Here is a 12,508-nt window from a genome sequence, read left to right as displayed (position 1 = left end):
CCGGGCGCGTTTGCCCGTGAGCACGAACAGCGCATTGGCCACGGCCGGCGCCAGCGGCGGCACACCGATCTCGCCCACGCCGCCGGGCGAGCGCTCACTGGGCACGATCCAGGTTTCCACCAGCGGCGCCTGCGCCAGCTTCACCATGGGATAGTTTGGGAAGTTGCTCTGCTGCACCTTGCCGGCCTGGATGTCGACGCGGCTGTACAGCGCGGCCGTCAGCCCGAAAATCACCGCGCCTTCGATCTGCTGCGCCACGATGTTGGGGTTGATGACGGTGCCGCAGTCGACGGCGCAGACGACGCGGTGCACGCGCGGCGCCCTGTCCTGCAGCGACACTTCGACCACCTGCGCCACGATGGAGCCGAAAGACTCATGCAGCGCGACGCCGCGCGCGCGCCCGGGCGCCAGCGCACCGCCCCAGCCGGCTTTTGCCGCGGCCAGATCCAGCACCGCCAGGTAACGCGGCGTTTGCTGCAGCAACTTGCGCCGGAATTCGACTGGATCCTGGCGGGTTTGTGCGGCCAGCTCGTCCATGAAGCTTTCGATGAAAAAGGCGTTATGCGAATGCCCGACCGAGCGCCAATAACCCACCGGCACGCCCATGCGCGTGGCCACGTGGGCCATGTGCTGGTGCGCAAAGCCGTAGGACTGGTCGAACAAGCCCTCGTCCGTGGTCTTGTCGGGCAGGTCGAACGGGCCCGACAGGTAGGGGATGGCACGCTGCATCCAGCGCGGGGTGATGGCGTCGCCGGCCGATTTGATGCGCAGACTCTGAACCTGGCCCTGGCCATCGAGCGCGGCGCGCAGCATGGCGACATTCATCGGCCGGTAGAAATCGTGCGTCGTGTCTTCCTCGCGCGACCACGCGAGCTGCACCGGGCGGCCGCCGCACGCCATGGCCACGCGCACGGCCTGAGCCACGTAATCCACATCCAGCCGCCGGCCAAAGCCGCCGCCCAGCAGCATCACGTGCAGCGTGACCCGGTCCACCGGCACCCCCGCCACCCTGGCCGCGATGGCGCGCGCCGGGCCGGGCGCCTGGGTCGGCGCCCACACATCCACCTTGCCGTCCAGCACCCGCGCCGTGCAGTTCATCGGCTCCATCGTGGCGTGTGCCAGGTAGGGCGCGCTATAAGACGCCTCCACCAGACGCGCGGCCTTCGCTTCCGCCGCGGCTATGTCGCCCTGGCTGAAAAACGTGATGCCTTTTTCCGCCCGCAGTGCAGCGCCTATCTGGGCCTCGATCTGCTTCGAATCGAGCGCTCCCTCAGCGCGCTGCTGCCACTGCACCTGCACGGCCTGCACGCCCTGGCGCGCGTGCCAGGTGGTTTGGCCCACCACGGCAAAGCCGGCGGTCGAGCCGGCATAGGCGGGCAGCGGCACCAGTTGCTGCACACCCGGCAGGGCCAGTGCGGCTTTGGCGTCAAGCGGCCCGGGCGCGCCGCCCAGCATCGGGCACAGGCGGATCGCGGCGTACAGCAGGCCGGGCGGGCGCGCGTCGAGGCCGAAGCGCGCGCTGCCATCGACCTTGGCGGGAACGTCGCGCCGCGGCGCGGGCCGGCCGATCAGTGTCCAGTCCTTGCGGGCCTTGAGTTTTACCTCGCCCGGCGGTGTGGCCGCCGCGAACTTCGCAAGCTTGCCATAGGTGGCCGATTTGCCGGAGGGGTGGGACACCACCCCGTCCTTCACCGACAGCTCGGCCAGCGGCAGCTTCCACTGCGCTGACGCGGCGCCCAGCAGCGATGCGCGTGCCGAAGCTGCGGCCACGCGCAGCACGTCCCACATGTCGGCCACGCTGGACGAGCCGCCGGTGGCGTTGATGCCCAGTTCGCGCGCCAGCTTGCCCACCATCCAGCGGCCCAGCCTGACCTTGAGGGGCCGGGGCTCGGCCTCCAGCTCCAGTGGATGGAACGGCAGGCTCTCCTGCAGCATGGCGACGTTGCCATAGATCGTGTCGAAGCCTGCCTGCTCGATGCGGACACTGCCGAGTGGCACATCCAGCTCTTCCGCGGCCAGCATGGGCAGCGCGGTGTACACGCCCTGGCCCATCTCGCTGCGCGCCATCGCCAGCACCACACTGCCGTCCGCGGCGATCTTGATCCAGCCGTTCAGCGCGACGTCGCCCGCCTCGGGCAGCATCAGATCCGGCGAGCCCAGGCGCGAGCGCGCGGGCAGGATGCTCCAGCCGACCACCAGCGCGCCGGCGGTGCCCGCGGCGCTCAACAACCAGGTGCGGCGCCTCATGAATGACTCCCGGCATCGAGCAATGCCACCGCCACGGCGGGCAGGCCCGCGGGCGAACGCGCTGGCGGGCGGCTCTCCGCCGCCCGGTGAATCGCCGCGCGCACCCGCTGGTAGGTGCCGCAGCGGCAGATATTCGTCATGGCCTCGTCGATGTCGGCATCGGTCGGCTGCGGCTTGGCTTCGAGCAGCGCCGCGGCGGCCATCAGCATGCCGCTCTGGCAGTAGCCGCATTGCGGCACCTGTTCGGCAATCCAGGCCACCTGCAGCGGATGCGGCTGCTGCGACGTGCCCAGCGCCTCGATGGTCTGGATGCGCTTGCCCGCCACTGCGGACACCGGCAGCACGCACGAGCGCACGGCCTGGCCGTCGATGTGCACGGTGCAGGCGCCGCAGGCCGCCACGCCGCAGCCGAATTTAGTGCCCGTCATATTCAACACATCGCGCAGCACCCACAGCAGCGGCATATTGGGATCGGCATCGACCTGGACCGGCTGGCCGTTGATTTGCAATTCCACAGGATCTCCTCAAGTTAAGCGGCGCGCCAAGGCGCTGACAACCCACTATAGAACGCCCCTGATGGCGGCGATAGGGAGGGCTCCCGGTAAACGCACCGGATAATCGCTCCCCACATGGCACTTATTACCCTTCTCGACGCCCAACTGGCCTTTGGACACGTCGCACTGCTCGATAAAACCGGCTTTTCCCTTGAATCCGCGGAACGTGTGGGCCTGATCGGCCGCAACGGCGCGGGCAAGTCCTCGCTGCTCAAAATCCTGGGCGGGCTCGAAAAGCCCGACGACGGCACGCTGCAGGTGCAGCAGGGCCTGCGCATCGCCTTTGTCGCGCAGGAGCCCGTGCTTGACCCCGACGCTACGGTTTTCGTAGCTGCCAGCGCAGGACTGGCGGGGGTGATTGCCGTGCGGGAGCAATATTTGTCGGGCGCCGACGGGGTCGACCTGGATGCCCTGCAGTCGCAGATCGAGGCCTTTGACGCCTGGAACTGGGAGCAGCGCGTGGAGGAAACCCTGCACCGCCTGCACCTGGACCCGCAGGCTGTCATCAGCACCCTGTCGGGCGGCACCCGCAAGCGCGTGGCGCTGGCGCAGGCGCTGGTGGCCAAGCCCGATGTGCTGCTGCTCGACGAGCCGACCAACCACCTGGACCTGGACTCGATCGAGTGGCTGGAGGATTTGCTGGTCGATTTCAAGGGCAGCATCGTCACCATCACGCACGACCGCAGCTTCCTGGACCGCGTGGCGACCCGCATCGTCGAGCTGGACCGCGGCCAACTGCGCTCGTACCCCGGCAACTTCGGCCAGTACCTGCTGCAAAAGGAAGATCAACTGGCGCAGGAAGCCGTCATCAGCGCCAAGGCCGACAAGCTGCTGGCGCAGGAAGAAGTCTGGATCCGCAAGGGCGTGGAGGCGCGCCGCACACGCAGCCAGAGCCGCATCGGACGCCTGCAGGCGATGCGCGCCAGCCGCGCGGCACGGCGTGACGCGCTGGGCAGCGTCAACCTGGACGTCGCGACCGGCCAGTCGAGCGGCAAAATCGTGGCCGAACTGAGCCACGTCAGCAAGGCCTTCGGCGACAAGATCATCGTGAAGGATTTCAGCGCCACCATCCTGCGCGGCGACAAGGTGGGCCTGCTGGGCCCGAACGGCGCCGGCAAGACCACGCTGCTGAAACTGATCCTGGGCGAGCTGGCGCCCGACAGTGGCCGCCTGCGCCAGGGCACGAATCTGCAGGTGGCCTATTTTGACCAGATGCGCAACACGCTCGATCTGGACGCCACGCTGGAAGACTTCATCAGCCCGGGCAGCGAGTGGATCGAGATCGGCAACCAGCGCAAGCACGTCAAGAGCTACCTGGGCGACTTCCTGTTTTCGCCGGCGCGCGCCAACTCGCCGGTGCGCTCGCTGTCGGGCGGCGAGCGCAACCGGCTGCTGCTGGCGCGCCTGTTCGCGCGCCCCGCAAATGTGCTGGTGCTCGACGAGCCGACCAACGACCTGGACATCGACACGCTGGAGCTGCTCGAAGACCTGCTGCAGAACTACGAAGGCACGGTGTTCCTGGTCAGCCACGACCGCACCTTCCTGGACAACGTGGTCACCAGCATCATCGCCTGCGAGGCCGAGCCCGCCCGCCCCGGCTTCTGGCGCGAATACGAAGGCAGCGTGCAGGACTGGCTGGTGCAGTCCAAACGCACGCGCGAACTGGCGCAGCAGGTGCAACCCGCGCCCGTTCAGAGTCAAATCGCCCCCAAACCCAGTACCGACGGGCGCGCTGCGCTATCAAAAAAGAAGCCGAGCTACAAGGAACAGCGCGAGCTGGACGGCCTGCCCGCGCTGATTGCCGCGCTCGAGGCCGAACAACAGTCGATTGCCGAGCAACTGGCCGATGGCAGCCTGTACGCCAGCGATGCCGCACGCGCCGCCGCGCTCAACGCGCGCAACGCGCAGATCGAGCAAGAACTGATGAGCGCGCTGGAACGCTGGGAAGTGCTGGGCAGCGCGGCCTAAACGGCCGGCAAGGGCTAAAGGCCTGAAACACCAACAAACTTAGTTCATCGCATCGCGCAGCCGCGCGAACACCTTCCAGAACGCCACCTCCTGCGTCGTCGCGAAGTTGATGCGCATCAGCGTGCTGGGCTGGCGGCTGGCGTGGAACAGCGCGCCGGGCGCCAGCAGGTAGCCCTCGTCGAGCATGCGCTGCGACAGCGCGTCGGTGTCCACACCGGTCTCGACCCAACCGAACAGCCCGGCCGGCTCGGCCGCAAAGGTGCAGCCGTGTGCCAGCGCCAGCTTCACGCTGCGCGCGCGCGCCAGATCGAGCCGGGTGCGGATGCGCTCGGCGTGGCGCCGCAGCTGGCCCTGGTCGATGCACCAGGCCAGCGCCTTCTCCAGCAGCGCGGGCGTGGTCAGCGTGGCCAGCAACTTGGTGTCCAGCAGGCGTTCGACCAGGTTGGGCGGCGCCGCCAGAAAGCCGACGCGCCAGTTGGGCGCCAGGATCTTGGCAAAGCCGCTGACATAGATCGTGCGCTGCAGGCCGTCGAGCGCGCACAGGCGGGTGGCGTGCACGGGCGCCAGGTGGCTGTAGGTGTCGTCTTCGACGATATGGAAGTTGTGCTCGTTGGCCAGTTGCAGCACGCGGTGCGCGCTGCCCGGCGTGAGGCAGTAGCCGGTCGGGTTGTGGAACACGCTGACGCTGACAAACAGCTTGGGCGCATGCGCCGCGCAGTACTGCGCCATCACGGCCAGGTCAGGCCCGTCGGCGCGGCGCGGCACCGGCAGGATGCGCATGCCCAGCGCAGACAGGCGCGCAAATTCAACCGCCCAGCCGGGCTCCTCCACCATCACATGGTCACCGGGGCGCAAGAGCGTGCGGCTCACGACGTCGAGCGCATGGGTGGCACCCACGGTGGTGACGATCTGCGCCGGCAACGCTGGCACATTGAGTCCCGCCAGCTTTTTGGACAGCGACCGGCGCAGGCCGCTGTCGCCCGCGGGCTCACCGTATTGCAGCGAGAACTCCTGCAGCGCGCGGGTGCCGGTGACCTTGCGCACCGCCGCCGGCATGAAGGTGGTCTCCAGCCACTGCGGCGGCAACACGCCCATGCCGGGCTGCGGCTTGTCGCTGGAGCCGTGGAACATGCCGCGGATCAGCGCGGTGGCGTTGACCGGTGCGTGGGGTGAGGGTGCGCCGGCTGTGATTTTTGCAGACGCTACTTGATTCATAGCGCCTGGTGCATGCGTATCAAGGGCTGCAGCCATTTCCCGCACAAAAAAGCCGCGGTTCTTGCGGGCCTCGACCAGGCCCTGCGCGAGCAGCTGGTCATAGGCCGCCACCACGGTGGACGGGCTCACGCCCTGCTGCTGCGCGCACTGGCGCACGGAAGGCAGGCGCGCGCCGGGCGCCAGCAGGCGGTTGCGGATGCGCTCGCCAAAGCGCGTGGCGAGCTGCTCCGTGAGCGACTGGGCGGCGGTTTTCATCAGCATGGCAAGACCTTTGCAAGACCGCTGGGGCAGGCGTTAAAGTGGCGCTGTGCTGCCAAGGCGGACCATACAGATTCTCAAGTGAGGCGATTAACTGTATTGGTTGTGTACTGGTTTCGACTATAAAGTAGGACGCCTGCACAGGCAAGCCCTTCACGCCCTCACGATCCGGAACCTTCCATGAACGCCACCGAATTCACCGCGCTGCTGGTGCTCTCCACCGCCATGAGCTTCACGCCGGGGCCGAACACCACGCTGTCCACCGCACTCGCGGCCAATCACGGCCTCAAACGCGCGCTGCCCTTTGTCTGCTCGGTGCCTATCGGCTTCGGTGCGCTGCTGGGCGTGTGTGCGCTCGGCCTGGGCGCGCTGCTGCTGGCGCTGCCGCTGCTGGGCTGGGTCGTGAAGATCGTGGGCGTGGCCTATTTGCTGTGGCTGGCGTGGAAGTTGATCCAGGCCACCGGACTGGCCTCGGCCAATGCGGCGCAGATGAACGTCGGTTTCTGGCAGGGCGCGAGCCTGCAGTTCATGAACATCAAGGGCTGGATGCTGGCACTGGCCATCATGGGCGGCTGGATCGCCGGGCGCGACCATCCGGGCGCGCGCTTTGCCATCGTGCTGCCGGTGCTGCTGGTCTTTACCTTCGCGAGCACCCTGAGCTACGCGCTGATGGGCTCGCTGTTGCGCGACTGGCTGGCCGGCCCGGCACAGACCGGGCGACGTCTGCGCTGGTTCAACCGCGCCATGGCCGCCGTGCTGGTGCTGACCGCCGGCTGGATGCTCACGGTATGAACGCCACCAGCAAGGGCCTGTGGCTCGGCACGCTGGGCGTGCTGATCTTCTCGCTCACGCTGCCGCTGACGCGCATGGCGGTGGGCTCGGTGGCGCAGCCGCAACTCTCGGGCGTGTTCATCGCGATGGGCCGGGCCGCGGTGGCGGGGATCCTGAGCCTGTTTTTTCTGCTCGCCACGCGCGCCCCAAGGCCGCGGCGCGGCGACTGGCCGCTGATCCTGGCGACCTCACTGGGCGCCGTGTTCGGCTTTCCGCTGTTCACCTCGATCGCCATGCGCTATGTGGAGGCAGTGCATGCCAGCGTCATGCTGGGCGTGCTGCCGCTGGCCACCGCCATGGTCGGCGCCTGGCTGCACCGCCAGCGCCCTTCGGCCGGCTTCTGGCTCTGCGCTGTGGTCGGCAGCGCGCTGGTGGCGGCTTTTTCGATGCTGCACGCGGGCAACGCGAGTTCGTCCGCCGGCATGGGCGTGCATTGGGCCGACGCGCTGCTGCTGCTCGCCATGCTGTGCGCCGCGGTCAGCTATGGCGCGGGCGCCAAACTCGCAGGCCGCATGCGCGCCGACCACGTGATTTGCTGGGCGCTGGTGATCGCCCTGCCCCTCAGCCTGCCGGCTGTCCTCGCGGCGTGGCCGCAGGGCGTCATCACACCGCAGGCGTGGTGGGCCTTTGGCTATGTGGCGGTATTCTCGATGTGGATCGGCTTTTTTGCCTGGTACCGGGGCCTTGCGCTCGGCGGCACCGTGCGCGTGAGCCAGGTGCAGCTGATCCAGCCGTTTTTGAGCATGCTGTTTGCCGTGCCGCTGCTGGGCGAGACGCTGGACGCGGTGACGGTCGCGTTTGGGCTGGCGGTCATCGCCACCGTCTTTATCGGCAAGAAAATGCCCGTTGGAACCGCCGCCAAAATGGCAACTGGAGTGATCCCATGAGTTTGAACCTGCTTGATCAACCCGGCTTCTGGCAGCTGGCCGCCCGCGCCGAAAAAATGAACCCCTCGGTGATCCGCGAGATCCTGAAGGTGACCGAGAAGCCCGGCATCATCAGCTTTGCGGGCGGCCTGCCCTCGCCCAAGACCTTTCCGGTGGCCGAGTTTGCCGCGGCCTGCGCCAAGGTGCTGCGCGAGGATGCGCACGCCTCGCTGCAGTACGCGGCCAGCGAGGGCTACGGCCCGCTGCGCGAGATGGTCGCCGCCGCGCTGCCCTGGCCGGCGGACGCCGCGCAGGTGCTGATCACGACCGGCTCGCAGCAGGGACTGGACCTGCTGGCCAAGGTGCTGATCGACGAAGGCAGCCGCATTCTGGTGGAGACCCCGACCTACCTGGGCGCGCTGCAGGCCTTCGCGCCGATGCAGCCCGAGGTGGTCAGCGTGCAAAGCGACGACGAAGGCGTGGTGATCGACGATCTGGAGCGCAAAGCCAAAGGCGCGCGCTTTCTCTACGTGCTGCCCAACTTCCAGAACCCGACCGGCCGCACCATGACCGAGGCGCGCCGCGCGGCATTGTCCGGGCGCGCGGCGGCACTGGGCCTGCCGCTGGTGGAAGACAACCCGTACGGCGACCTCTGGTTCGACGCGCCGCCGCCCGCGCCCATGACGGCGCGCAACCCGGACGGCTGCGTGTATCTCGGCTCGTTTTCCAAGGTGCTGGCGCCGGGGCTGCGGCTCGGTTACCTGGTGGCGCCGAAGGGGCTGTACCCCAAGCTGCTGCAGGCCAAGCAGGCGGCCGACCTGCACAGCGCCGGCTTCAACCAGCGCGTGGTGGCCGAAGTCATGGCGGACGGTTTTCTGGAGCGCCACGTGCCCAGCATCCGCGCGCTGTACAAGTCGCAGCAGGGCGCCATGCTGGCCGCGATGCGCGAGCACATGCCCGCGGGCGTGAGCTGGAACACCCCGGCCGGCGGCATGTTCCTGTGGGCGCGCCTGCCCGAGGGCATGGACGCCGTCCGGCTGCTGCCCAGGGCGGTCGAGCACAACGTGGCCTTTGTGCCGGGCGCGGCGTTCTATGCCGACCACGGCGACCCGCGCACCCTGCGCCTGAGTTTCGTGACCGCCAGCGTGGATGAAATCAGGATAGGCGTGGCCGCGCTGGCACAGGCCATCCGGCTCGCCGGCCAGAAGTAGCCGCCATGCAGCGCCCGTTCAAACAGGTCGATGTGTTCACCGCCGAGCCCTACCTCGGCAACGCGCTGGCCGTGGTGCTGGACGGCGCGGGCCTTGCCGACGCGCAGATGCAGCGTTTTGCGCGCTGGACGAATCTGTCGGAGACCACGTTCGTGCTGGAGCCGACCGCGGCGGGCCGGGCAGCGGGCGCCGACTACCGGGTGCGCATCTTCACGCCCGGCGGCGAGCTGCCCTTTGCCGGGCACCCAACGCTGGGCAGTTGCCATGCATGGTTGCAGGTGGGCGGCCAGCCGCAATCGGCTGACATCATCACGCAGGAATGCCAGGTGGGTTTGGTGAAGATTCGCCGCGATGGCGAGCGGCTGGCGTTTGCCGCACCGCCGCTCCAGCGCAGCAACCCGGCGCCGGCCCTGCTGGCCCAGGTCAGCCAGGCATTGGGCCTGCGGCCGGCCCAGATCGTGGCCGCGCAACTGCTGGACAACGGCCCGGTCTGGCTGGGCCTGTGGCTGGACAGCAGCGACACGGTGCTGGCGCTCGCGCCCGACCACGCACGGCTCAGAACTTTGGGACAAAAAGTGGGCGTAGCCGGCACCTATTCTGCGCAATACGCTACGCCTTTGATAGCGCGCTCGAATCGCGAGGCACGTGCCTTTGCGGGCCGCACCGAGCCCGCCGCGGCCGCACCGGACCTCGAGGTGCGCGCCTTCGCCGCGCCGCTCGGCGTCAACGAGGACCCCGTCACCGGCAGCTTCAATGCGAGCCTGGCACAGTGGCTGATTGCGGATGGCCTGGCACCCGCGCGCTACCTGGCGGCGCAGGGCAGTTGCCTGGACCGCGCCGGGCGCGTGCACATCGAGCGCGATGCAGGCGGTCAGGTCTGGGTCGGCGGCGAGTCGGTAACCTGTATCGAAGGCACGGTGACGCTGTGAGCGCGGCCCTTGATCACCTCGTGGTGATGGCGGCCAGCCTCGATGAAGGCGTGGCCTGGTGCGAGGACCGGCTGGGCGTCGCGCCCGGGCCGGGCGGCGAGCACCCGCTGATGGGCACGCACAACCGCGTCTTGGGCCTGGCGTCACCCGAATTTCCGCGCGCTTACCTCGAAATCATTGCTATCAACCCAGGAGCAATCCACGCACTCCTGGCGGGGGCCAGACGCTGGTTTGACATGGATGATGCGGCCTTGCGCGCACGCGTCGCGCAGCATGGGCCGCAACTGATTCACTGGGTGGCCCGTGTGCCCGACATCCAGCCAGCCGTGGCCGCCCTGCAGGCGCTGGGCATCGAGCGCGGCGCCGTGCTGCAGGCCAGCCGCGGCACCTTGCGCTGGCAGATCACCGTGCGGGACGACGGCCAGCGCCTGTTCGACGGTTGCCTGCCGACACTGATCCAGTGGGGCGACGTACACCCGTCACACACCATGCCAGGCAGCGGCATTGCGCTGCATGGCTTGCGCGTGGTGCACCCCGAGGCCGACGCCCTGCGAGCCGCGTACCGCGCCATCGGACTGGCGCATGTGCCCATCGAGGCCGGGCCGGCGCGCCTCACCGCCCAACTGCAAACTCCCGACGGCCTGCTGGAAATCCACTCATGAACCTGCCCACCCTGCCAGACATCGAAGCCGCCGCCCGGGTGGTGTACCGCGAATTCCAGGCCACGCCGCAGTATCGCTGGGGGCTGCTGTCCGAGCGGCTGGGCACCGAGTGCTGGGTCAAGCATGAGAACCATACACCGGTGGGCGCCTTCAAGCTGCGCGGCGGGCTCACTTATTTCGACCAGTTGCGCCAGCGCGGCGAGCTGCCGCGCGAGGTCGTCAGCGCCACGCGCGGCAACCACGGCCAGAGCATCGGCTGGGCCGCGCGCGCGCATGGCGTGGCCTGCACCATCGTGGTTCCGCACGGCAATTCGCTGGAGAAAAATGCGGCCATGCGCGCGCTCGGCGTTGCGTTGATCGAGCACGGACAGGACTTCCAGGAAAGCCGCGAGTTCGCCATGCGGCTGGCGGCGGGGCGCGGCGCCCACATGGTGCCGAGCTACCACCTGGACCTGGTGCGCGGCGTCAGCACCTACTGGTGGGAATTTTTCAAGGCGGCCCCACAGCTCAACGTCGTGTACGTGCCGATCGGCCAGGGTTCGGGCGCGTGCGCGGCGATTGCCGCCAGGCTGGCGCTGGGTCATCGGGCCAGGATCATCGGCGTGGTCAGCGCGCACGCCACCACCTATGCCGATTCGCTGGCCGCGGGCCGCGTGGTGGAGGCGCCCGTGACCACCGTGCTGGCCGACGGCATGGCCTGCCGCGTCGCAGACCCCGTCGCGCTCGACATCCTGGCCGCGCACATCGACCACATCGTCAAGGTCACCGACCTGGAAGTGGCGCAGGCCATGCGCGACCTGTACACCGCCACCCACAACGTGGCCGAGGGCGCGGGCGCCGCCGCCTTTGCCGGCGCCATGCAGGAGCGCGGTCAACTGTCCGGGCAGGCCGTCGGCGTCGCGCTCAGTGGCGGCAATGTGGACAGCGGGACTGTCGCCAAGGTGCTTCTGAACGCAGCTTGAGGTCGCCCCCGGGACAAGGGGCGCAGACCCGTTTGCCCTAAATTGCAGGCATGGGAACCCTTTACCTCGTGCGCCACGGCCAAGCCTCGTTTGGCGCCGAAGACTACGACCAACTGAGCGATCTGGGCAAGAAGCAGAGCGTGCGCCTCGGCGAGTATTTCCGCCAAAAAGGCCTGACGTTTGATGCCGTGCTGACCGGTACCTTGCACCGCCATGCGCAAACCTGGGCAGGCATTTGCGAGGGAATGGCCCCCACGCTCGGCACTGACGTGTCCTCGCTGCCCCCCGAGGGGGCCCTCGCGGCTAGGGGCGGCCCGTCGCCGCTCATGCCGCAAGCGCTGCTCTGGCCCGGCTTGAATGAATACGACAGCGAAGCGGTAATCGGTGCAATCCATCCGCACAAGCTGGAGAAGCCCGACTCGCCCGAGATGTACCGGCACCATTTCCGCCTGCTGCGCGATGGTCTGGCCCAGTGGATGGCAGGCGTGGTCAGCCCCAGGGGTATGCCGAGCTACACGGAATTCGCGGCCGGTGTGACCAGCGCGCTGGACCACGTGCGTGCCCGCCACCACGGCGGCCGGGTGCTGATCGTCTCCAGCGGCGGCCCGATTGCCACCGCGGTCGGCCATGTGCTGGGCACCACGCCCGAGACCACGATCGAACTGAACCTGCGCATCCGCAACGCCTCCGTCACCGAATTCGCCTTCACGCCCAAGCGCCACATGCTGCTGACCTACAACACCCTGCCGCACCTGGACGCGCCGGAGCACGCGGACTGGGTCACGTATTCATGAAGCCGTGATGC

11 protein-coding genes (1 of these 11 running past the window's edge) are annotated in these 12,508 nt (G+C 68.4%); 8 read left to right on the top strand and 3 right to left on the bottom strand.

Annotated features, from left to right (window positions below):
• Both EUB48_RS01835 and EUB48_RS01830 read right to left on the bottom strand, forming a co-directional pair.
• Positions 1–2,247 carry the 5' portion of a xanthine dehydrogenase family protein molybdopterin-binding subunit gene (locus tag EUB48_RS01835; protein ID WP_142817355.1) on the bottom strand. It extends 21 nt beyond the left edge of the window, so 2,247 of the gene's 2,268 nt are visible here — the first part of the coding sequence; it begins with the start codon at positions 2,245–2,247; its stop codon lies off the left edge, out of view.
• Positions 2,244–2,762, bottom strand: coding sequence for a (2Fe-2S)-binding protein (locus tag EUB48_RS01830; protein WP_142817354.1), 519 nt, complete (start codon positions 2,760–2,762; stop codon positions 2,244–2,246). The genes EUB48_RS01835 and EUB48_RS01830 overlap by 4 nt, the downstream gene beginning before the upstream one ends.
• Before the next feature lie 114 nt (positions 2,763–2,876).
• Here EUB48_RS01830 and EUB48_RS01825 point away from each other — a divergent pair, with 114 nt between their 5' ends.
• On the top strand, positions 2,877–4,769 hold the full coding sequence (locus EUB48_RS01825; RefSeq protein ID WP_142817353.1) for an ATP-binding cassette domain-containing protein: 1,893 nt from the start codon (positions 2,877–2,879) through the stop codon (positions 4,767–4,769).
• A 39-nt stretch (positions 4,770–4,808) separates the two neighbouring features.
• On the opposite strand, the gene EUB48_RS01820 is transcribed toward EUB48_RS01825, so the two are convergent.
• On the bottom strand, positions 4,809–6,245 hold the full coding sequence (locus EUB48_RS01820; protein ID WP_142817352.1) for an aminotransferase-like domain-containing protein: 1,437 nt from the start codon (positions 6,243–6,245) through the stop codon (positions 4,809–4,811).
• 177 nt (positions 6,246–6,422) lie between these two features.
• On the opposite strand from EUB48_RS01820, the gene EUB48_RS01815 reads away from it, so the two are divergent.
• The 7 genes from EUB48_RS01815 to EUB48_RS01785 are packed head-to-tail and all read left to right on the top strand — an operon-like array spanning position 6,423 to position 12,497.
• The gene (locus tag EUB48_RS01815) at positions 6,423–7,034 is read left to right on the top strand and encodes a LysE family translocator (RefSeq protein ID WP_142817351.1); all 612 of its coding nucleotides are present in this window, start codon (positions 6,423–6,425) and stop codon (positions 7,032–7,034) included.
• Complete coding sequence (locus EUB48_RS01810; RefSeq protein WP_142817350.1) at positions 7,031–7,960, top strand: DMT family transporter; 930 nt, start codon at positions 7,031–7,033, stop codon at positions 7,958–7,960. Before EUB48_RS01815 ends, EUB48_RS01810 begins: the two co-directional genes overlap by 4 nt.
• Positions 7,957–9,150 carry an aminotransferase-like domain-containing protein gene (locus EUB48_RS01805; RefSeq protein WP_142817349.1) on the top strand — a complete coding sequence of 398 codons (1,194 nt, stop codon included), beginning with the start codon at positions 7,957–7,959 and terminating at the stop codon, positions 9,148–9,150. The genes EUB48_RS01810 and EUB48_RS01805 overlap by 4 nt, the downstream gene beginning before the upstream one ends.
• 5 nt (positions 9,151–9,155) lie before the next feature.
• On the top strand, positions 9,156–10,079 hold the full coding sequence (locus EUB48_RS01800; protein ID WP_142817348.1) for a PhzF family phenazine biosynthesis protein: 924 nt from the start codon (positions 9,156–9,158) through the stop codon (positions 10,077–10,079).
• Positions 10,076–10,741 carry a VOC family protein gene (locus tag EUB48_RS01795; RefSeq protein ID WP_142817347.1) on the top strand — a complete coding sequence of 222 codons (666 nt, stop codon included), beginning with the start codon at positions 10,076–10,078 and terminating at the stop codon, positions 10,739–10,741. The genes EUB48_RS01800 and EUB48_RS01795 overlap by 4 nt, the downstream gene beginning before the upstream one ends.
• Entirely contained in the window at positions 10,738–11,703 is a 966-nt protein-coding gene (locus EUB48_RS01790; protein ID WP_142817346.1) for a threonine dehydratase, read from the top strand. Before EUB48_RS01795 ends, EUB48_RS01790 begins: the two co-directional genes overlap by 4 nt.
• A 50-nt stretch (positions 11,704–11,753) precedes the next feature.
• Positions 11,754–12,497: a histidine phosphatase family protein gene (locus EUB48_RS01785; protein ID WP_142817345.1), complete on the top strand. Its 744-nt coding sequence runs from the start codon at positions 11,754–11,756 to the stop codon at positions 12,495–12,497.
• Positions 12,498–12,508: the final 11 nt, after the last annotated feature.

Source organism: Rhodoferax sediminis (assembly GCF_006970865.1).
Lineage (GTDB): Bacteria > Pseudomonadota > Gammaproteobacteria > Burkholderiales > Burkholderiaceae_C > Rhodoferax_A > Rhodoferax_A sediminis.
The sequence above is the reverse complement of the archived record's forward strand: the minus strand, read 5'-3'. Positions and strand labels throughout refer to the sequence as shown.

Excerpts from the sequence above, each read along its gene's own strand:
- EUB48_RS01825 (WP_142817353.1), top strand. The coding sequence starts at position 2,877 with ATGGCACTTATTACCCTTCTCGACGCCCAACTGGCCTTTGGACACGTC.
- EUB48_RS01820 (WP_142817352.1), bottom strand. The coding sequence starts at position 6,245 with ATGCTGATGAAAACCGCCGCCCAGTCGCTCACGGAGCAGCTCGCCACG.
- EUB48_RS01815 (WP_142817351.1), top strand. The coding sequence starts at position 6,423 with ATGAACGCCACCGAATTCACCGCGCTGCTGGTGCTCTCCACCGCCATG.
- EUB48_RS01810 (WP_142817350.1), top strand. The coding sequence starts at position 7,031 with ATGAACGCCACCAGCAAGGGCCTGTGGCTCGGCACGCTGGGCGTGCTG.
- EUB48_RS01805 (WP_142817349.1), top strand. The coding sequence starts at position 7,957 with ATGAGTTTGAACCTGCTTGATCAACCCGGCTTCTGGCAGCTGGCCGCC.
- EUB48_RS01800 (WP_142817348.1), top strand. The coding sequence starts at position 9,156 with ATGCAGCGCCCGTTCAAACAGGTCGATGTGTTCACCGCCGAGCCCTAC.
- EUB48_RS01790 (WP_142817346.1), top strand. The coding sequence starts at position 10,738 with ATGAACCTGCCCACCCTGCCAGACATCGAAGCCGCCGCCCGGGTGGTG.
- EUB48_RS01785 (WP_142817345.1), top strand. The coding sequence starts at position 11,754 with ATGGGAACCCTTTACCTCGTGCGCCACGGCCAAGCCTCGTTTGGCGCC.